Raw genomic sequence first — 20,656 nt, forward strand, 5'->3', positions numbered from 1 at the left:
GTCTGGGCGTCGCCCATTTTTATTGGCTGATCCGCAAATAGTGGCGATACGCCGCGAACCGGTGCGGACAACCGGTCGAAGAACCTTCGAACAACGAAATCGAATCGCCTGATTCGCTCCGCGTTTCGCAATCGTGCGACCAGAGCCCGGCGGGTCGATTTCGCATGGAGGTTGCCATGAAGAAGATCTTGGGAATTCTCTCTTTCGCATGCTTGCTGGTTGTCGGCTGCGCGATGCAAGACCAGGGCGATCCTAGCCCGGCCAATCAAGGTTCCGAGCTCGAGGGGGCTACCCCCAACGGTGCAGCGGGCGAGCCCCAGGTACCATTGGGCTGCTGCCGCATACCCTGCCCCGGCGACCCCGACTACCTCACGTCGCAAAGTGAAGCCCACCCGAATCGCTACGTCACCACCAGCGCAGAAGGCTTTCGTTTCTGCTGCGAAGCCTGCTGACGGAACGGCGCGCTTGGCGTGACGGCCCCCCAACCGCGAAGGTTGGGGGGCGCGCCGGAATTTTGGGCCCTTCGCTTTTTCAAATGGACTCAGGCCGATGCCTGCATCCATGTGCACCATGAGTGTCGAACTTTTTGCTCGATGGGGATGGCGACGTCCATTCACCCGTTCCTCGTATCCATCGTGATGCGGGTATTTGGCTCGGCGCCGCGCCGCTGGGGACGCCACCTGCCACGCCTTCTCGCGACCTATCGAGACGACAAGCGGTTCGGGCTCCTGGCGGTCTTCATCGTGTTCGTTGCCCACGCATGGCGCTATTTCGCCAGCGAGGTAGCCGGACAGGTGCACGGCGATGGCTTCTATTCCTGGATCTTCGTCCGCTCCCTGGCGTTCGACGGCGACCTCGATTTCAGCAACGATTACGCCGCGTGTGGCGATCCATGGGGAATGGGGGTCGACGAAGGAGGTGGGCGCCCTGCCAATCCGTTTTACTTCGGGCCCGCCGTCCTGCTGGCGCCCGTATTGTTCATCGTCCGACATGTCATTCGGCTACCGGCGGGAGCACCCGCGTCGTGGCATTCGGGCTGCACCGGCCCTTTGATCTTCTACACGGGGCTCCTCTCCATCGTTGCGGTAACGCTCGTCGTCTACTTTGGTTACCGGGCTGCGCGTCGCTTCTTCGATGAGGGTACGTGTGCCATCGCGGTTCTGGTGGTCGGGTTTGCGTCGCCGCTCAATGTCCACGGGTCGTTCGTCTGGTATTACTCGCATGTGTGGAGCGCCCTCGGCGTCGCGCTCACGATTTTTCTCACCGTGCGGTTTTGGGAGACACCATCCCTTGGGTGGGCAGCCGCCGCCGGTGCGGCCTGCGGCTTCGCCTTCCTGATGCGCCCCGTCGAGATCTTGTTTGCGTGCGCGTTCGCCGCTGCAATGGCCGATCACGCCCGGCGTGGTGGCGTCCGTCGCATGCTACGGAGCACCGTTGCGCGCACCCTGGCATTTGGCGGCGCGCTCCTCGGCGTCGCGGCCTTGCAGTTTTGGGTGCACTTCAAGCTGTACGGTTTTCCGTTCATCATTCCCCAAGGGAAGCTCTACGTGCAGCTCTCCCACGCACACCCGTTCCTCCTGCTGTTCGGGGCCCGTTCGGGTCTTCTGTATTGGACGCCGCTCATGTGGTTCGCCGTCCTCGGCTTGCCCCTCCTCGTCCGCCCGAAGAAATCGCGCTTTCTCTTCGCGGGGCTCGTCCTCGTGACGTGCCTTCATCATTACATTGCGTCGTCGGCGCTCGGGTGGACGGGGGCAGCGACCACGGGCGGACGCGTCCAAACATCGCTCGCGGCGCCGTTTCTTCTTTCGACCGCGGCATTCCTGACGCCGTGCCTGCGCTGGCTGGAGCGCCGTGAATGGACGCGGAGCACGGGAGCTCTCGTCACGGTCGCGTTGCTTCCATGGGTACTGGTCACCTGGGGCATTCCCACCGCAGGGGTCCCCTACGACCGCCCCGTTCCCGCCCCTGACCTTTACGGGACCGCCGTTCGCGGAACGACGAATACGATTTACACGTCGATAGGAAATCCGTGGACATTGCCCGCCACGATCCTTTTTGCGCTGCGATACCGGGCTTCGCCCGCGGTCTTCGACACCGTTGCCACCGACGGGATCTTCCAGAAGCAATACCGCTCGCTCGCGCCCATGGGGCCCGACACCCTTTCCTTCGCGTCGCCACCCGCGGCGTATTTCGGGGACGGGTACGAGAAGACCGACCAGGGTGCCAGGATCACGCCGGGTCGCAGGATGCGGAGTCTCTTCGCACTTTATTGGCCGTGGGTGACCCACATCCATCTTTCCTTCGTCGCCGAAGGCCGCCCCGCGAACGTCACGTTGCGCACGGGAAGCTTCTTCCGCCGGTACGACCTCGGATCGGTCCACGTGGAGAAGACGACCGAGGTGGACTTGGCCGTGCCGAAGAACGCCTTCGATTCCGGCATCGACGAACTGCTCGTCGAGACGGACGCGCGGGTGACGTTGAAGTCCATTCGCTTCATCGACCAGGGCAAGCGCGACACGCGCGTCCGCGCCTTCTGACGGGCGAGGCCGGGCTAACCGTCGGTGGGCGTGGGCGGTGCTTGGCGAACGAACTGCTCGTAGACCACCAGATTCGCGGCCTTGCCACGGCTGATCTCGGTGAGGATCCGCTTGACGCGAACCCAGTCCAGTCCATTTTTGCCCGCGCCGATGCGGGGCAGGAGCACCCTCTGCACGCCATCGGCCTCGGTGCGGGATACGACGGCGAGTGCGGCGCGTTCGAAGGTGGAGATCTTCGGCTTGGCCCCCGCCGACTGAAGGCCCATCGCATAGACGATGAGATGGCTTTCTCCTTCAGGGCGCCAGGCAAACACATCACCGAGCTGGAACTTACCGCCGGCGCAGTGCGCCCGGTAGGCCTCGGCGAAGGCCGGCCATCGCTGACGAACGGCGACCGCGATGCCCGTGTCCATCGTTCCGTCGCAGTCCGCGCCAAAGGCCAAAGCCCTCGGCCCCGTCCCCTCGGAGGCCTCGTGGAGGATGTCACCCTTCAAGAATGTGGTCGGCACGGCCGCACGCTACACGAGCGCGCCCCCATCCCCCTTACTTTTCTTTACGGCCCCGACGGCGGGCGGACCTCGAGTGGTATACCTCGGGGGGAGGTACACCGTATGAGTTTTGGACGAAATCCGCATGTCGCGAAGGCCGAGGCCGCGGAACAAAAAGCGCAGAGTGCAAAAGATTCCGCGGCCTACGAGCATGCATGGCGCGATGCGGCCCGCCAGTGGGAGAGGGCCGCGGAGCGTGAGACGAATGATGCGCGCCGCCAGCAGTACGTGGATAAAGCGGCTGCCGCGCGCGCAAATGCAGATGCCCCGTGGGACGAGGGCGGCGATGCGTCGACGATCGAAGCCCTGAAGACCAAAGTATCGTCGCTGCTGAATTAGCGTTATCGCGATACCGGTTTTGCTGATTACGCCTCGACGAATTTGCACCGACTCGGTGCAGTTTTGGAGGCGGGTCGAACGACCCCCGCGCGATCGCGGGGCTCGTTCGCCGAGGGCCGCATAAGCACGATGCGGGCCAGCGTCCGTGCGCGCGGTGCCTCACGAATGCGCGCGTTTTCAGCCCGACGCGTGTGACAAATCTGCCTCAACGTGCACCCCTTGCCCCGTGACCGATAGACATCGCCAACGCCATCGCGCCGCGGAACGAGTGCCAGGTTGGTGTCAGGTGCCCTGGCCCTCTTCGAGGTGAAGAAGGAGCTCCTCGATGCGAAGCATGCCGGCCAGGTCTCCCTCGCGGTGCGCGAAATCCATGGCGGCGAAGAGGTGCGTCTGTTCGAGATCGATGCGCTCGGGGTGTTGCTCCAACATGGCGACGTAGTGCTCGAAGACCCGGCGCAGGGGTACGGTGGCTCGCTTGCGCACGGCGTGGCGCACGACGGCGTGAAGGGTGTAGCGACCGGAGAAGGGCTCTTGCACCAAGTGCCACGCGGTGAGTGCCGCGAGCGCCCGTGCGCAGGCCTCACCCTCGGATGCGCCAAGACGGGCGAGGCGCGCCAGCGAGTCCCTGTCGACGTGATCGCCTTCGACGGATGCGAGCACCGCGAGGACGCGCCGGCTGGCGGGGGCGAGATGCTGCCACGCCCACCCCACGAGGAGCGCAACCTCCGGCAGATCGTCCTCGTGCTCCATCACGGCCACCACGCCCACCCCATGGCTCGTCAGGTATGCGGTGAGCTCGGCCACGCTGGCCGCCCCCGTCTCGACGATGGCGTTGGCGATGTCGAGCGCCAGTGGATTCCATCGGAGCAAACGTGTCAGCGCGCCCACGCGCGGGAAGGCATTTCGCCCGGTGGTCACCAGCGGCGCCGTCACGGGATAGACCAGCACTCCGGAAAGGAGGCAGCGACGCGCGGTCAGGATGAAGGTGGCGCGTGTGTTCGCCAGCTCCTGGAGAAGGCGCGACATGGCCCGGTCGTCCTCGTGGTTGTCGAGGACGATCAAGTGCTCTTCGCGCGACAACCATCGACGCAATCCGGGCACCAACGCCTCGCGCTCGCGAGGGGTGCCGAAGCGCAAGGCCAACATCTCCGCGACGGTGCGAAAGTCCCACGCCGCCGTGCGAAACCAATGAATCTGCGCAAAGCGATGCAAAAGTCCATACCCAAGGGCGGCCGCCAACATCGACTTTCCGCTCCCTCCGGGGCCGACCAGGGCCAGGCGCGTGGGCGCGGCCGCCGAGACCATCTTCACGAGCGTGGCGAGTTCCCTGGCACGCCCCTTCATCCCACGCGGACGCGGTGGAAACAGCGTCATGCGTGCAAACCCCGTTCGAGCGAATTCATGTCTCCGTGGTGCAATTCAGCATCCATTGGACACCGAATTTGTCGGTGAGCTTACCATAGTAGTCACCCCAGGGCTGTACGCCGAGCGGCGTCGTGATCACGCCGCCTTCGGCAAGCCTTGCGAACAGAAACTTGGTTCGGGCCCTGTTGTTCAACACGAACATCATGGCAAAGCCCCGCATCGGCTCCGCGTCGTCGTTGTCCGATGCGAAGAAGCTGACCCCTGGACCGGTGAATTGCGCGTGCATGATTTTCCCGCGCATCGATTCCGTGCGCACGGGCATTCCGTTGTCCCCGTGGCGAACGAGGGTGGTAATGCTTCCAAACCCGCACTCGGCGTAGAAGCGAAGCGCTTCTTCGCAAGTCGTCGTGAAGAAGAGATAATTCGAAAGGGTCATCGTCGTCTCCATCGAGAGGGCATGGCTCAGGATTGCGGCGAGGATGCTACACCGTTCGCAAGGGGCTGTCGCGTGGACGGCGAGACCCTATAGCCGAGGGACCCTCGAGGGAGCACGACGATGACAGAGCAAGAGGCTACGGTCGTATTGGAGATTCGCACCTACCGGCTGCGCTCGGGCCGCGGGGAGAGGTTCCACCAGATTTTCCGCGAGCAGGCCGTGCCCTTGTTGCGCCGGTACGGCATCACGGTCGTCGATTTTGGACCATCGTTGATCAACGAGGCGGACGAGCCCGGCGAAGGGTACTTCCTGATGCGCGCCTTTCCCTCGCTCGAACGGCGGGAGGCCCTGGAGGGCGCCTTCTACGGCAGCGACGAATGGCGCAAGGGACCGCGCCCGGAGGTGCTATCGCTGATCGAGAATTACCACACGACGGTGATAACGGTGCCCTCCGCGGCCGTTCAGGCGCTGATCCGCTAGGTCGACGGCTTCATGGAGTCAGCGTGTTCGCCGGTGCAGGGGCGGTGACCATGAAACCACGACTCAACGCCGCCGCCGTCTTCTCGGAATCGAGCTCGTTCTCCCATCGCGAGACGACCACCGTCGCGACCCCGTTTCCGATGATGTTCGTGAGCGCGCGCGCCTCGCTCATGAACCGATCGATACCGAGAATGAGCGCCATCCCGGCGACCGGAATGCTGGGGACGACCGCGAGTGTCGACGCGAGCGTGACGAAGCCCGCGCCGGTGATGCCCGAGGCGCCCTTCGACGTCAGCATCGCCACTCCGAGGATCGTAAGCTGCTGGCCGAGGGTCAGCTCCGTATTGGTTGCCTGCGCAATGAAGAGCGCCGCCATCGTCATGTAGATGTTCGTACCGTCCAAGTTGAACGAGTAACCCGTCGGCACGACGAGACCGACGACCGACTTCGAACACCCGAGCGATTCGAGCTTCTCCATCAGGAGCGGCAGCGCGCTCTCCGACGAACTCGTCCCCAGGACGATGAGCAGCTCTTCTTTGATGTAGGCAATGAACCGCAAAATGCTGAAGCCGGTGAGGCGCGCGATCATGCCGAGAAAGACCACCACGAACAGGATGCACGTGAGGTAGAACGAGCCCATCAACTTCGCCATCGGGAGGAGCGACGCGACGCCGTACTTGCCAATGGTGAAGGCCATCGCGCCGAATGCGCCGATGGGCGCGACCTTCATGATGATGTTCACGACCCCGAAGATCGCCTTCGACAGGTCCTCGATGAACGTGAGAATGGGCTTGCCGCGGTCGCCCAGCGCGCTCACCGAGAACCCGAAGAGGATGGCAAAGAGCAGCACCTGCAGGATTTCCCCCTTTGCGAACGCATCGACCACCGTGGTGGGGATGATGTTCATGATGAAGTCCGTCGTGTGTTGCGTTTTTGCTTTCGCGGTAAACTCGGCGATCTCCTTCGTGTCGAGCGTTGCGACCGACACGTTGAAGCCGGCGCCGGGCTTGAGGAGGTTCGAAACGGCCAGGCCGATGCCGAGAGCGACCGTCGAGACGATCTCGAAGTAGAGGATCGCCTTGCCGCCGACCCGCCCGACTTTGCGCATGTCGCGCATGCCGCCGATGCCGGTGACCACCGTGCAGAAGATCACGGGCGCGATGATCATCTTGATCAGCTTGATGAAGCCGTCGCCGAGGACTTTCAGGTCGATGCCCGTCGCGGGGCGGAAGTGCCCGAGCGCGACGCCGCACGCGATCGCGAAGAGCACCTGGACGTAGAGGATCTTGTAGAACGGCTTTTTCACGGGCTGGATTTCACTGACCATCGTTCGCGTCTCCGGCATCTCCACCATCTCCGGCGTCTCCGTCATTTCCCGAATCTCCGTCATTTCCCGCATCCACCTCGGTCACGGCATCCGCCTCGTTCACCGCGTCCGCCGCGCGCACGTCGGACGCAGCCTCGGTCGCGTCCACGCCGGCCTCGATGGGTGGAAACGGATTCGCCGTGGTCATCTCCGTACACCCGAGCGCGAGCAGGCCCGAAGGCAGCAAGGCCGAGAGCACCGATACGACGATCCGTCGTCTCTTCGTCGAGGAGGGCATCGCGCGTTTCTCCGGAATCAAAATGTCACCTGCGCACGGAACAGCAGCTCGTGGAGGGAATGCCCATTGTCGCGCGCTTCGAGCTGCGATTGCGGCACGTTGCTCGGCGTCCCCGGCAGCGATTGCGCGGGCGCCTGCGCGCGATTGGCACAGGCCACGGCGTCGCACACCGGGCCGCCGGGGTGCGTGGGCGTTGGCGGTGCGGAGTCGGGGAATAGGTAGGTCGTCCATTGCGCCGTCAGGCGAATGTGCCTCGTGGCCCAGTAGTTCAGGCCGCCGGAGATCGCATTGACCTTGATGTCCCCGTCGTACGGGCCGACCCCGGTGAACGCGGGCGCGCCCGTCGCCGTCACCGCGGAGGTCTTGGAATATCCATCGTAGCGAAGGCTCACTTGCTCCCATCGAACCATCGCCTGGAGCGAACTCTCGTGAGGTGAGTCGGGCTTCGAGAGATTGAGCCGCGCCGGCTTGAACGTCTCGCCGATGCGACCGCCCGTGCGCGGCCCGAAGAGCCACACGCCACCATGGAGGTAGTAGCCGAATCCGTGCATGTGGCCGAAGCCCAAGGTGCCGGGGCCATAGGCAGGATTTTGGCTCTGATAGCCCTCGACGACCTCGCGCGTTCCATTGTCGACATAGACCACTTCGGCCATCAGGTCGAAAATGCTGAATGGGACGCGCAGCTCCCCGGCCGCAGCAATTTGATTGTTCGCCGGCACGACGTGAACATTGCGACCGATTAGCGAATTTCGATAGTTCGGTCTCCAGAAGGCATAGTTGCCCTGGGTGGTCATCGCGTTGTAGTCGTAGTGGGTCCACGTCGGATCGCGCGAGCCGTACGAGAAGCTCCCGCCGAAGTGGAGGCCCTTCAACTCGCCGATGCCGGACACCGTCGAGAGCGGCCGGACATAGACGCGGGTCATCAAGTCCCCGCGCCCATCGGTGTCCAGGCGGTTCGGTCCCGCGCCATTCACGAACGCGACGGTGTATGTCACGATATCCTCACCGAGGGTGCCCCAGAGCAGGCCGTGAAGGTCGACTCCATTGGCGACCTGCGATCCGAGCACACGCGTCGCCAGCGACTTCTCCATGAATTGCAAGGAGCGAGGTGGCGTCGAGTTCTCCATCGAGAACGACGTGAGCGCCTGGCCGACGCGGAAATTCAGGGCGGGATGGACCCGGTAGCCGACCCATGCGCCGACGAGTTGGGCCACCACCCTCGCGGTCTGCGCTGGCGCGTATTGGCCGCTCGTCGCCGTCGGTGCCGCACCCGGCGCGGCGGCCGACGTTTCGTCGCGGCCGTTCAGATTGTCGAGCGCCGTCCTTCCCATCTCGAGCTCGAGGCGAAAGGTCCAGTCCTTGAGGAACTCGCCGGCGAATGTCAGACGGGTGCGTCGAAAGGCAAATGTCGACTTGAGGTTCGTATCCCCGACGCCGGGGCCGAAGTAGTTGTAATGATCAATCTGCAAATCGAGCGACGGATAAAGGATGAAGAGATCCTTCTCGTCGCGGAGGAAGAATCCACCCGCCCGATAACCCGCGAGCGGATGATCGGCAGGTGGCGTTGCCTTCTTCGTTTCGGATTGGGCAGCAGCCTCTCGTGCCATGAAAAGCGGCAGGAGAAGAGTCATCGCAAGCCCGAGGCGGTGCGCTGGCTTCACGGCGGCCGCGAATCGCATGTTTCGTGCCGGTTTTGCGCGCGTGTCGAAATGCGCTCAGACAGCTCGATTCCAGGGATTCGAGCCCGCGTGCCTCGGCAAATATCCGCCGATCGCACGGGCGTATCGGCAAAGGTTCGCTCGCCCGTCGACGCTCAGCGGGCGAACTTTCGCCGATCGATGCCGTAGCGCGCCATTTTCTCGTTCAATGTTCGACGCGGCAGGTTGAGGAGCTCCATCGTGGCCTTGATATCGCCACGACAGGCTTCCAGCGCGCGCTCGAGGCATGTGCGCTCGAATTGTTCGACCTGCGCGGAGAGCGATTCGCGCACCGGCGCATCGACGGCCTTCGCGCTCGACGGCGCGGCCGGGCTCACCGTGGCGACCCCTGCGCCGATTCCGATCGCATGACGCTCAGCGGCATTTTTCAATTCACGAACATTGCCCGGCCAATCGTGCGCGAGCAACCTTCGCAGGTCGGCGTCGCTCAGCGGACGCGGCTCGCGCCCGTGCAGGGCCGCCGCCTCCGAGGCCATGAACTCGAACAAGAGCGGGATATCTTCCTTGCGCTCGCGGAGCGGCGGCAAATGAAGCTCGGCGACGTCGAGGCGGTAATAGAGGTCTTCGCGGAAACGCCCCGCGCGCACCGCGTCGAGCAAGTCGACCTTTGCGGCGGAGACCGTACGCACGTCGACGGGGATGCTCTTGTGCGAGCCAAGTCGCTCGATGGCGTGCTCTTGCAGGGCGCGGAGCACCTTCACCTGGAGGGCGAGTGGCATGCTCTCGACTTCGTCCATGAAGAGCGTGCCGCCGTTCGCGTGCTCGAATTTTCCTGGGCGACGCGCAATCGCGCCCGTGAAGGCACCGACCTCGTGCCCGAAGAATTCGCTTTCGAACATCGTCTCCGGAATGGCGCCGCAGTTGACCGCGACGAACGCGTGCGTGGCGCGCTGGCCGAAATCGTGGAGGCAACGCGCGACCAGCTCTTTGCCGGTCCCGGTCTCGCCGCGGATGACGACGTTGACGTGGGTGCTCGCCAAGTCGAGGACCGAGCGCCGGAGCGCGTCGATGGCCGGCGAGGTGCCGATGATGCGCGATTCGATTCCGACTTTGCCATGCAGCTGCGCGCGAAGGCGGCGGTTCTCGAGCACGAGGGTCCACTTGTCGCAGGCGCGCCGTATCGTTTCGGCGAGGCGGTCGGGCTCGAAGGGCTTCTCGACGAAGTCGTAGGCGCCGCTGCGCATCGCCTCGACGGCCATCGCGATATCGCCGTGGCCCGTGAGGAGCACGACGGGTCGATCCGCGTCTTGCTGGACGGCGATCCGTAAGAGCTCGATCCCGTCCGTCTCCGGCATCTTCACGTCGGTGACGAGCACCGCGTCTTCACTCGTCAGCTTCGACAGCGCCTCGCGCGCCGAGGCGCACAGGACGACCTCGATTCCCACCAGCCCCAGCCACTGCTTGACGGCAAGGCGAACACTCGCCTCGTCGTCGACGAAAATCACTCGGCATCGTTCAGGCATGGGTAATGCGCTCCATTTGCACTAGACGGTGTCAAGTTCGTACCGCGGAAGCTCGACGATGAACGTGCTGCCGACGCCGACCGTCGATTCGACCCGGATCGATCCACCGAGCTCACGCACGATACCATATGTGACCGAGAGCCCCAGGCCCAGCCCCTCACTGTCCGCTTTGGTCGTGAAGAACGGCTCGAAGAGCCGCGGCAGGTGCTCCTCGAGGATCCCTTCGCCCGTGTCGCCGACGCGCATGATGCATCGCTTGCCGTTCTCCGTCACATGGATGGAGAGGCGACGCTCCTCTCTCTTGGTCATCGCGTCGAGCGCATTGCGCACGAGGTTCAGCACGATCTGCTCGATGCGGGTTCGCTCGGCGAGCACCGAAGCTCCGGGAGGAACGTGCATGTCGACGTCGACGCGTTCGAGACGGACGCGCCCCTCGCACAAGAGCAGCGCGCGCTCGATTGCGAGGTCGAGCGCCACGCGTTCGGCGCGGCCCGAGCGCCTCGGCGAGAATCCGCGGAGCTGCCCGGTAATGCGCGACATGCGTTGCCCCAGCTCTTCGAGCAGCGCGAGGTTCTGCGCGGCCTGCTCCTCGTCGCCTTCCTCGAGCAGGACGCGCGTGCTCGCGAGAAAGGTCTGCATCGCGGTGAGCGGCTGATTGAGCTCGTGCGCGATGGCCGCGGACATTTGCCCGAGCGCGGCCATTTTCCCCGCGTGGACGAGCTCATCGTGCGCCTCGCGGAGGATCTTCTCGGCCTTCTGTCGCTCGGCGATCTCCGCGCGAAGGTCGACGGTCCGCGCGTGCACCTGCGCTTCGAGCTTGTCGCGGGAGTCGAGCGTCGCGCGGAGCGCTAGCCGGCGCTGGCGTAGATAAAGGAGGAGAAGCGTCGCGGCGACGAGGCCGCCGCCTGCCTTGATCGCGCTGTCCCGCGCTTGAACATCGACGGCCGCGAGATCGGAGAGATAATGAATCGTCCAACCGTCGCTCGGCATGGTGAGCGACTGCATGAGGAATCGCGTGTTTCGCGCACCGGTCTGCAGGCGCACGATGCGCGCATCCTGCGCGAGCTCCCGCTCGATGCTGTAGTGGATCGCGTGCAAGGCGTCGGCCGGGTATTGATGCTGGGCCGCGATCGTCTCCGCCGCGTCTCGCGGCAGGGGAGCCATCAACCCGTATTTGAGCTCGGGGCGGCTCGCCAGGAATGCGACCCCATTCGCGTCCGCGACGAGGACCCTTTCCTCGGCGCGCGTCCAGTCCCTCTCGAGCGGCTCGAGATCCACTTTGACCACGACGACCCCGATCCGCTTGGTCGCGCTCTGCACCGAGCTGGCCATGAAATAGCCAGGCAATCCGCTGGTCGTGCCGACGCCGAAGAACCGGCCGATCCCCGTCGCGATGGCTTGGTGGTAGTAAGGCCGATACGCGAGCGATCGCCCGACGAAGCTGAGGTCCAGATTCCAATTGCTCGCGGCGAGCGCAACCCCGTCCGGCTTCAGCACGTAGAGCGCAGAGGCGTTCGTCGCGGCGTTCGTCGCTTCGAGGCTCCGGTTCACCGAGTCGACGAGGCTCGCGTCGTAGGGCGAATGCAGGAGCGCGAGGATGTCCTTGTCCCGTGCGAGGATTTCAGGCAACGGCCGGTACTTGTCCAGGGCGCGCTCGATCGAGCTCGCATACAGCGACAGTCTTTGCCGGCCCGCCGTCTCCGCATCGCGCATCGCGCGCCGCGAGGTCGTACGCCACGCGTACCAGACGATGGTCGAATGGATGACGAGGACCGCGGCAACCGCGAGGGGGATCCGAAAACGACGCGGGCGACCCATCACTCGACGACGAACCGATTCCACCTTGCCGGACAAGACTAATGGTCCAGCTCCCTGCGCGCAATGAATGTCAGTGAGCGCTGCGGGCGGGGCGGCGCCGTGGCGGCGGGGTCGACCATGCGATGGTGAGATGCTCGCGGCGGATGACCGGCTCGAGCATCAGCGTGAGCTCTTCGAGCAGCCACGCCTCGAGCTCGGCGCGCGGGATGGCCTCGTCGCCCTTCTCGAGCCAACCCACCACCGCGCGATCGACGACGCCGGTCCACGATCGCAGCGTCAGTTCGACGAGCAGGCTCGGCTTGGCGATCCCCGCGCGTGCGCACATGATCGCGACGATGCGATCGCGGCCGCCCTCGATGAGCTCGTGCGCCTTGGGCGACGCGCGGGGAGCGGGGCCGAGGAGGGCGATGGTCGGCCCTTTCAACATGGCCGCGAAGTCGAAGAACGCGTGGATCGCCTGCGCCACTTGCTCGCCGAGCGGGGCGTCCGGCGGCGGGAGAAAGGGCAGGCGTTCGGCGACATTGCGCAGCGCCGCGAGCTCGAGCTCTTCCACGCTGGGGAAGTAGCGGTAGAAGAGGGCGCGAGAGACCTTGGCCTCGTGGGTCACGTCCTCCGGCGAGATCACCCGGGCGGGCCGCTTGGCGAGGAGCCGCAGTGCGGCGGCGATGAGCTCACCGCGGCGCTCTTCGGGATCGAGCCGGCGACGGGTCACGAGGGGTCGATGCGGGCGGCGAGGCGGAGCGTGTCGGGCGAGATGCGGCCGATCGCGGCGAACACTTTGGCCTCGGCGGTCACCGGCACCACGGCACGGCCGTCGACGCAGGCGCGAACGATGGCGCGTGCGACGCCCTGCGGACCGAAGTTGCGCCAGGCATAGCGCGCCGACGTCTTCGCGCGGCGCTTGGCCTCGCCGTCGTGGGTCTCGCCGACGAAATGCGTCGTCCGCGTGATGTTGGTGTTCACCACGCCCGGGCAGATGGCCGTGACGTTCACGCCCGAGGATGCGAGATCGGCGCGCATGCACTCGCTGAGCATCAGCACCGCCGCCTTGCTCGTGCAGTACGCCGAGAGCGTGCGCGACGGTGCATACGCGGCGAGCGAGGCCACGTTGACGATATGGCCGCCGACCCCGCTCTTCGCCATCTCGTCGCCGAAGAGTTTCGCCCCGTGAATCACGCCCCACAGGTTGACGTCGAGCACCCGCTGGAAGTCGTCGAGCGACGTGTCGAGAAACGGCCCGGCGAGGCCGATGCCCGCATTGTTTACGACGACATAGGGCACGCCGTGCTCCTCCATGACGTCGCGCGCGAACTTCTCCATCGCGGCGCGGTCGGCGACGTCGACGGCATAGGCATGCGCCCGCGCGCCCGATGCCTCGCACTGCTCCGCGGTGCGCTTGGCCGTCGCCTCGTCGCGATCCACGGCGACGACCGTGGCGCCAAGGCTCGCGAACGCGAGCGCCGTCTTCTGACCGATGCCGCTGCCGGCGCCGGTGACGAGCACGAGCCGGCCGTCGAAGCGCCCTTTCGTCGCCGCGCGCGCCCGGGCATGCATCCGCGCGCTCGCGAGCGCGGGGCTCTCGGCCCTTTTCTCGACGTGATCGACGAGCTCTCCGATCCAGCGCGAGAGCTCGGCGGGATGGCTGAGCGGCGTCCAGTGGCCCGCCTTCAAGTCGCGACGCCATAGGTTGGGCACGCGCAGCGCAAGCTCCTCGTAGAGGCGTGGGGAGACGAAGGGATCGCTCGTGCTCGTGATCGTCTGCACCGGCAGGTCCGTTCTCGCCTCGCGCGGGTGAAGCAGCTTGGGCGCGAAGTTCGAGCGATAGAGCCCCACGCCCCGCGCCCCATCTTCGGCCTGCGTCGGGTTCACCTCGGGGTGCTTCGCGCCATCGAGCCGCAGGAGCCATGGCCACGCCTTGGCGATGCCCTTCCATGCGAGCGGCGCGAGGAACGGCGCTTGGAAGGCGAAGACGTACCAGGAGCTGGCAAGTTGGCCCGCGAGTTCGGCGAGCTTCTTCGGATGAAGGCTCAGACGCTTGCGGATCCACCATGCCGCGTGATCGAGGCACGGCGCACCGAACGTCGTGAGCGATGCGATGCGGTCCTTCGTGCGTTCGTCGAAGACGGCTTCCCAGGCTTGGATCGAGCCCCAGTCGTGCCCGACGAGATGGATTTTGCGCCCGTCGGGGACCGTGGCCTCGATCACCGCGCGGAGATCGCCCACGAGGTGATCGAACGCGTAGCCGCCGAACGTCGCGCCTGCGCTCGAGCGGCCCGCCCCCCGCACGTCGTACGCCACGACGAAAAAGCGCGCCGCCAGATCGGGGATTACCCGCGACCAGACGTCGGAGTTGTCGGGGTAGCCATGGACGAGGACGATGGCCGGCTGTCGGGAATCGCCCCACGTGCGCGCATACAAGGATGCCCCGCCGCTGCCAGAAACACGCATCTCGTTCATGCATGGAGGGGTAGCGCTATTAGACACGTTGTCAATAGCGCCCCCTCTCCACCTCAACGGGTGGGCAAGGCGAAGTCGTACGTCGCACCGCCCAGCGAGGGAATGAGCCCCGGCTCGCTCGGTTTGCAGGCGACGGCGTTCAGGACGACGTCCGCGCTGAAGCCCGCACCGCCGTTGTCGAGCGAGACGCTCGCGTCATCGACGCAATGCACGCCCGGCGGGGCGGACGCTGCGAGGCAGTCGTCGCCCGGGATCGACTGCGTATCGGACCAGCAGATGCGCGACGCGGACGGGGCATTCTCGACGGCGATATCAATCTTGGGAATGGCGGCGGTGAACGGTCCCGACGAGGGATGGGGGCTGAACGTGATGTCGCCCATCTTCAGCGTGTACGCGGCACTGGACTCGTACGAGGCGGCGAGGTGCGGGTGCGGTGCGCATGCGACGACGCGCACCTTGGTGTCCTTCTTGATTTGCAACGTGAGCGGCGCCTCGCCCCGAACCGGTTCGAAGCCGCTGCACTCCAGCGTGCTGGGATCGCAACTGGGCGCGGCCTGACCCGTCGTGTAACAAAGGGTGGTCGGCAGCCCCGCCGTGCTCCGCGTCACCGAGTCGATGGTCACGCTTTGAACATCGGAATACGTGCCCGCGGGGGGCGAGAACGTCGCCGAGGCAACCCGAGGCACATAGGCTTGGCTCGCCACGACCGAGGGCGCGTATCCCTCTTTGCATCCGACGACCTTCAGCGTCCCCGGTTCCGTGACCCCGAGCGCGGTGGGTGAGACGGGCGACGCGCACGTTGGCGTCTCGGGATTTGGCCCATATTCGGCATGGTACGTCACACCTCCGTCGGCCGCGGTCTCCGAGATGTAGCGGAACGGCGTACCGACCTCGTACTCGTCGGGCATGACGATGCCCACGCGGGCGACTTGGAATTCGTAAGTCACCGACGTGATGGCGGATTCGAGCGACCCCTCCTTGCATGCGACGGCCTTGATGGTCGCATTCTTCCCGAGGATGAACGGGCCCGCATAGGTCTCGCCGCGGCTGCACGCCGCGGGGGTGCAATCCGGATCCGGACCATTGATCGTGTAGCAGACGCGGTTGGCGTCGAAACCATGGATGATGATTTCTTGGTCTCGCTCGTAGTGTCCGCCAAACGGTGCCGGCAAGGGCGCATCGGTCACATTGGCCTTGGGGTAATTGGCTTGCGCGGTGAGGCTCGGCTCGAAGTTCGCTTTGCAGCCAATCGCCTTGACCGTGGTGTTTCCCGCGACGTTGATCTTCCCGCCATTCGAAACCGTGGTCCCGCTGCAGCTCGGCGCGGAGCCATCCGTCGTATACGCCACATCGCTCGCACCCGACGATGAAAGCCTTACGCCGAGCGTCTCGGTGGTGACGACCGTGCCCCCGGGGGGATCGAACGTCGGTGCACCGGGTTGCAGCTTGTAGGTCGCCGAGACCAGCGGTGACGCCGCCGTACCGGCCTTGCACGCAATGGCCTTGATGGTCGTATTCGTCGTGCTCACCTCGACGCGGGGCTCCGTCGAGCCGGTGCACGCGGCACCATTGCACGAAGGATCGGGCGGGTTCTCTCCTGCCGTTCGACAGATGGTCGCCCCCGCAGGCACGGTGAGATTCACGATCTGCGCCGATTCGAACGTGCCCCCACCCGGCGTGAGCGTCGGGGCCTTGGGGGCCACGAGGTACGTGGCCTCGACGACCGCGCTGGGCGTGTAATGCTCCTTGCACGTCATCGCCTTGACCGTCGTATCCGAGGTAAAAACGCCCCCGGGGATTGTCCCGCCTTCGTGGATCGTCGCGCCGCTGGTGCAGTTGGGATTCGACCCGTCGAGCGTGTAATGAATGATGCCTCGGCTCGTGGCGGTGACCAATAGGACCGGCTCGGACGGATCCTTTCCAGGAACCGGCTCCGGGTGAAGGATGGGCGCGGCGGCCGTGAGCGAATAGTCCGCGCTCGTCGTCGCCGAGGCGAGCATGCCGGACTTGCACGCGATGGCGGTGATTCGTTGATCGGTCCGCGTGATCTGGACGGAGCTTTCCCGATGGTAAACGAGACTGCCCCTCGAACATGTGGCCTGCGCCGTGCACGCGGGGGAGGACGTGTCGAGCGTGTAACAAATGGTGGCCGAGAGCGTGGCGCTCTCCAGGCTGACGGTGACGTCGTTTGCATATTTGCCCGCGTTCGGCGTGAAAAGCACGGGCTCGACGGTGCGCGGGGGAATGGTGATCGTATAAGCGCCAGTTCGAATCGCCGAGTCCTTGGAATCCCGCTTGAGCGCGATGGCCTTCAGCGTGGTCGTCGTTGCGACGCTCAACGGTGACGCATAGATGGGAGAGCTCGCGCTGGGCGTCTTGCCGTCGAGCGTATAGTGAATCGTCGCACCGGCCGTGGCGCTGGTGATGGCGACATTCTGCGGGGCCGCAAAATCACCTTCTGCGGGATTGAACTCCGGGGTGGCGACCGTCTCGGCGACGCTGGCATCGTCGGCGGGCCTTGCATCGGGGGTATCCGTATCGGCGCCGGCATCACGAGGACCCGAATCGGGGAAGGGGGCCGGGCCTCCCGGGCCGGCATCGAGGATGGTCACGCTCGAGTCCCCGCTGCATCCCAGCGCATGGGTGGCGGCAACGGCCACGGCCGCCGTCAAGATAGCCGTTGCCCACACCCGTTGTTTTGGCGTCCATCCATACCGAATCATCAATCCCTCCGCAGTCGAACCGCTGATCGCGCGTGCTTCGCTACCCCGGTATTTGGCGGTTGGGATGCGCCTTCGTCACCGAAATCGACGGAGGGGAGATCTTTTTGGCAATGGCGTATGACGTCGATCCGTCCACGACGCTTCAGAAGTCGTTGGCCACGATCTCTTCGATGTTCCGTTCGGCCAGCGCCGTGATGGTCACGAACGGATTGACGCTGGTGTTGCCCGGGATCAGGGCGCCATCGATGACGTAAAGGCCCGGGTACTCGGCGATCCTGCCGTAATTGTCGGTGGCCTTGTTCAGCACCGCGCCCCCGAGGGGATGGTACGTCAGATGATCGCCCCAGATCTTGTAGATGCCAAAGAGATCGGTCCGGTAAATCGTCCCCTCTTTGGCGTTGATCCTGTCGAAAATGGATTTCGCCATCTCGATGCCTGCTCGCTTCCAAGCCGTCTGCCAATTCAGGTCCACCTGTCGGGTGGACGGATTCCACGTGAATTGGGCCCGGTTCGGGTTTCTCGTGATCGCCAGATAGAACGAAGCCCACGTTTCAATCCCCGTCGGCAGCGGCGCAACCTCTGCGAACGCTCCGCCCGCAGCCCAGTTGTCGATGCCGGCGGTGGGGATGCTCGACTGAAGGCAGCCCGTCGGCTCCCAGATATGGTTTGCCCGCCCGCACATCACATTGCCGTTGTCGCCCCAACCCTTTCCGATTTCGTTGTTGAGGTTCGGCAGCGCGCCGGTGGCCTTGAGCTTCACCAGCAGCTTGCTCGTGCCGACGCTGCCCGCGGCGAAGAACACTGTGTCGGCGGTGACGGACTTGGCGCTGGACACCGCGCCGGTGGTCGTGAGCTGTTCGATCACGACCGTGTAGCCGCCGCCGCTCGCCGGTGTGACCGAGGTCACCCGATGCAGCGGCGAGATGGTGACTCGGCCGGTCGCGGCGATTTGCGGAAGGTAAGTCTTCTGCAGCGACTTCTTACCGTAATTGTTGCCGAACAACAGTTCCCCACCGAGCGCCGATCTCGGCACGGTGCCGGCTTGCTCCTGCTTCATGTAATCCCAATCGTACACGTCGGGCACGAAGACGAAGGGGAACCCGGAGCGTTGCGCCTGTTTGCGCCCGACCCGCGCGTAGTGGTAGCACTCCGCGGTCTCGAACCAGGCCGGATCGATGGTGCGAACGCCGAGTTCGGCGTTGGCCCGGGGGTAGTAGACGTCGTACATCTCGTTGGGGTCCACCGAGGGGAGGATGGCGCGGAAGTTTTCGCGCTTCGGCGTCACGGCCATGCCGCCGTTGACCAGCGAACCACCGCCGACGCCGCGGCCCTGGTAAACGGTAATCCCGCCGAACTCCTCCGCATCCAAGATTCCGGTGTAACGCGGAATGGCCCGATCGATGGGAAAGCCGAGGAAGTGGCTGAGCGGCTGTTTCGTTCGGGTACGCAACCAGTACGAGCGCTCGTCCGGGCTGGTGGTGTTGGCGAAGATTTTCCCATCGGCGCCGGGCGTATCCCACGCCATGCCCATTTCGATGACGTGCACGTCGATCCCGGCTTGCGCAAGACGGAGCGCGGCGACCGAGCCGCCGTAGCCCGAGCCAATCACCAGCGCCGACACGCGCGATCCATTGGAAATAGCAGCGTCCGCGGCCCGCGGCGCGGCGACGGCCCGGCCTCCGAGGGAAGCACTGGCCAAGATGGAACCCGTTCCGGCAATAAACCCGCGACGGGAAACTGCGCCGGGAGTCGTCCTCCGCTTGGAGTCGTCACTCATTCGATATTCCTCGCTGTTGGGATATTCATGGGACAGCGTCGAGCCGTTCGACCGAGGTCGAGCCCATGACCGTTACTGGCAAAGAGTGTAACGAGATTTTCTCGCTTAGGTCACTAACCCATTTACGCTTCCGCAACGAATGATCGCGACTCAGCGAATACCCATCCAATCAGGCGGTCCAGTCGATACGGACCGCCCGCGGTGCAACGCCCGCCCATTCCGAATCGATGTCATTCTGATCCACGCAGGCTCCGTCTGTGGATCCGTCGATCCATGAACGTCTTCGTCGTGACCACGTTGCGGTCTCGTAACCTCCGGAAAGGCGTGCATCCGTCGACGGTATACGTCATGCACCTGCGTGGTGAATGACCTACAAGACATTTGTACGCACACTTGTGGTAACGTTACCATACATCTCGGTGGCCGCCTGCAGCGCGCCCGTTTCGGAGCCAAATGACTCGGAAATGTCCACGGTTGCTGCGGGGGAGAAGGCCATCGGAGCACCGGACGAGGATGACGACGTGAGTGCCACGTGCCCGTCGTACGCCAGCGGCGTTTCCAGCGGCTCCGTGGCTTCGGACAAGCCACAGGAGGTATCTGGGATCGCGGCGAGTCGGCGGAACAAGGGAGTCTATTGGATCCACAATGATGCGGGAAATGCCGCTGAAGTCTATGCCATCACGGTGGCCGGCGCGGACAGGGGCACCGTCAAGCTCTCGGGCGTCAGCATGAACGATTGGGAGGACATTGCCGCGGGCGCGGGGCCCGACCCGGCCCTCTCGTACGTGTATGTCGGCGACATTGGCGACAACGACGAGAACCGATCGAAGGTCGCGATTTACCGATTTCCCGAGCCCGAGATCTCGCTGACCGGTGGAGCTGTGAAGAAGTCGGTGACGCCGGAACGCCTCGATATCGTCTACCCCGACGGACCGCACAATGCCGAAGCACTGCTCCTCGATCCGGTGAGCAAAGACCTCTTCATCGTGACCAAGAACAGCGGCCCAACCGATGTCTTTCGGGTGCCGTCGCTGTTCACGAACGGCTCCAAGGTCACCGCCCAAAAGGTCGCCACGTTCACACCGATCGGCGGCGCCGTCTCCGGCGGCGACATCTCGCCCGATGGGAAAGCGATCCTCATCCGCACCGACGATTCGGCCATGTTCTGGCGACGCGACGACGGTGTTTCGGTCGCACAGGCCATGCTCCAACCGCATTGTGTCGTCCCCACCAAGAAAGAGGGAAATGGCGAGGCCATCGCATTCCGCGTCGACAAAAGCGGCTACGTGACGGTCAGCGAAGGCGAGCATCAGCCCGTCTATTTCTTCGCACCCAAGTGAAAGTGACTTGGCCTTGACATTCCCGGCTTCACGTAACATTAAAAGTGACGT

The 20,656-nt window shown here is 64.7% G+C and carries 17 protein-coding genes; 5 read left to right on the top strand and 12 right to left on the bottom strand.

The features are described 5' to 3' along the window. The first annotated feature begins 176 nt into the window (after positions 1 to 176). Positions 177 to 452 carry a hypothetical protein gene (locus LVJ94_48260; GenBank protein ID WXB04677.1) on the top strand — a complete coding sequence of 92 codons (276 nt, stop codon included), beginning with the start codon at positions 177 to 179 and terminating at the stop codon, positions 450 to 452. 147 nt (positions 453 to 599) lie between these two features. Further along, complete coding sequence (locus LVJ94_48265) at positions 600 to 2,537, top strand: glycosyltransferase family 39 protein (protein WXB04678.1); 1,938 nt, start codon at positions 600 to 602, stop codon at positions 2,535 to 2,537. A gap of 14 nt (positions 2,538 to 2,551) precedes the next feature. Here the strand turns inward: LVJ94_48265 and LVJ94_48270 are convergent, their stop codons facing one another. Continuing rightward, a complete protein-coding gene (locus LVJ94_48270) occupies positions 2,552 to 3,046 on the bottom strand; it encodes a macro domain-containing protein (GenBank protein WXB04679.1) in 495 nt (164 codons plus the stop codon). 102 nt (positions 3,047 to 3,148) lie between these two features. Between LVJ94_48270 and LVJ94_48275 the strand changes: the two genes are divergently transcribed. Then, a complete protein-coding gene (locus LVJ94_48275) occupies positions 3,149 to 3,424 on the top strand; it encodes a hypothetical protein (protein ID WXB04680.1) in 276 nt (91 codons plus the stop codon). Between the two features lie 282 nt (positions 3,425 to 3,706). Here the strand turns inward: LVJ94_48275 and LVJ94_48280 are convergent, their stop codons facing one another. After that, the gene (locus tag LVJ94_48280) at positions 3,707 to 4,798 is read right to left on the bottom strand and encodes a hypothetical protein (protein ID WXB04681.1); all 1,092 of its coding nucleotides are present in this window, start codon (positions 4,796 to 4,798) and stop codon (positions 3,707 to 3,709) included. Between the two features lie 25 nt (positions 4,799 to 4,823). Further along, complete coding sequence (locus LVJ94_48285) at positions 4,824 to 5,225, bottom strand: glyoxalase/bleomycin resistance/extradiol dioxygenase family protein (GenBank protein WXB04682.1); 402 nt, start codon at positions 5,223 to 5,225, stop codon at positions 4,824 to 4,826. 120 nt (positions 5,226 to 5,345) lie between these two features. Here LVJ94_48285 and LVJ94_48290 point away from each other — a divergent pair, with 120 nt between their 5' ends. Next, positions 5,346 to 5,705, top strand: coding sequence for an NIPSNAP family protein (locus LVJ94_48290; GenBank protein WXB04683.1), 360 nt, complete (start codon positions 5,346 to 5,348; stop codon positions 5,703 to 5,705). 10 nt (positions 5,706 to 5,715) lie between these two features. Here the strand turns inward: LVJ94_48290 and LVJ94_48295 are convergent, their stop codons facing one another. The 9 genes from LVJ94_48295 to LVJ94_48335 form a co-directional block, all read right to left on the bottom strand. Further along, positions 5,716 to 7,032 (bottom strand): dicarboxylate/amino acid:cation symporter, encoded by a 1,317-nt coding sequence (locus tag LVJ94_48295; GenBank protein ID WXB10818.1) that lies wholly within the window; start codon positions 7,030 to 7,032, stop codon positions 5,716 to 5,718. Continuing rightward, the gene (locus tag LVJ94_48300; GenBank protein WXB04684.1) at positions 7,022 to 7,309 is read right to left on the bottom strand and encodes a hypothetical protein; all 288 of its coding nucleotides are present in this window, start codon (positions 7,307 to 7,309) and stop codon (positions 7,022 to 7,024) included. The genes LVJ94_48295 and LVJ94_48300 overlap by 11 nt, the downstream gene beginning before the upstream one ends. Before the next feature lie 17 nt (positions 7,310 to 7,326). Next, entirely contained in the window at positions 7,327 to 8,940 is a 1,614-nt protein-coding gene (locus LVJ94_48305; protein WXB04685.1) for an OprO/OprP family phosphate-selective porin, read from the bottom strand. Positions 8,941 to 9,122: 182 nt separating this feature from the next. Then, positions 9,123 to 10,472: a sigma-54 dependent transcriptional regulator gene (locus LVJ94_48310; protein WXB04686.1), complete on the bottom strand. Its 1,350-nt coding sequence runs from the start codon at positions 10,470 to 10,472 to the stop codon at positions 9,123 to 9,125. A 39-nt stretch (positions 10,473 to 10,511) separates the two neighbouring features. Continuing rightward, entirely contained in the window at positions 10,512 to 12,308 is a 1,797-nt protein-coding gene (locus LVJ94_48315) for an ATP-binding protein (GenBank protein ID WXB04687.1), read from the bottom strand. A 70-nt stretch (positions 12,309 to 12,378) separates the two neighbouring features. Then, positions 12,379 to 13,020, bottom strand: a complete 642-nt coding sequence (locus LVJ94_48320) for a TetR/AcrR family transcriptional regulator (GenBank protein ID WXB04688.1) — start codon at positions 13,018 to 13,020, stop codon at positions 12,379 to 12,381. After that, the gene (locus LVJ94_48325) at positions 13,017 to 14,765 is read right to left on the bottom strand and encodes an SDR family oxidoreductase (GenBank protein WXB04689.1); all 1,749 of its coding nucleotides are present in this window, start codon (positions 14,763 to 14,765) and stop codon (positions 13,017 to 13,019) included. Before LVJ94_48325 ends, LVJ94_48320 begins: the two co-directional genes overlap by 4 nt. Positions 14,766 to 14,818: 53 nt before the next feature. Further along, positions 14,819 to 17,488, bottom strand: coding sequence for a chitobiase/beta-hexosaminidase C-terminal domain-containing protein (locus tag LVJ94_48330; GenBank protein WXB04690.1), 2,670 nt, complete (start codon positions 17,486 to 17,488; stop codon positions 14,819 to 14,821). A gap of 142 nt (positions 17,489 to 17,630) precedes the next feature. After that, a complete protein-coding gene (locus tag LVJ94_48335) occupies positions 17,631 to 19,187 on the bottom strand; it encodes a GMC oxidoreductase (GenBank protein ID WXB04691.1) in 1,557 nt (518 codons plus the stop codon). A gap of 542 nt (positions 19,188 to 19,729) precedes the next feature. On the opposite strand from LVJ94_48335, the gene LVJ94_48340 reads away from it, so the two are divergent. Next, the gene (locus LVJ94_48340; GenBank protein ID WXB04692.1) at positions 19,730 to 20,605 is read left to right on the top strand and encodes a hypothetical protein; all 876 of its coding nucleotides are present in this window, start codon (positions 19,730 to 19,732) and stop codon (positions 20,603 to 20,605) included. Positions 20,606 to 20,656: the final 51 nt, after the last annotated feature.

The organism is Sorangiineae bacterium MSr11367 (assembly GCA_037157805.1).
GTDB classification, from domain to species: Bacteria; Myxococcota_A; Polyangia; order Polyangiales; family Polyangiaceae; genus Pendulispora; species Pendulispora rubella.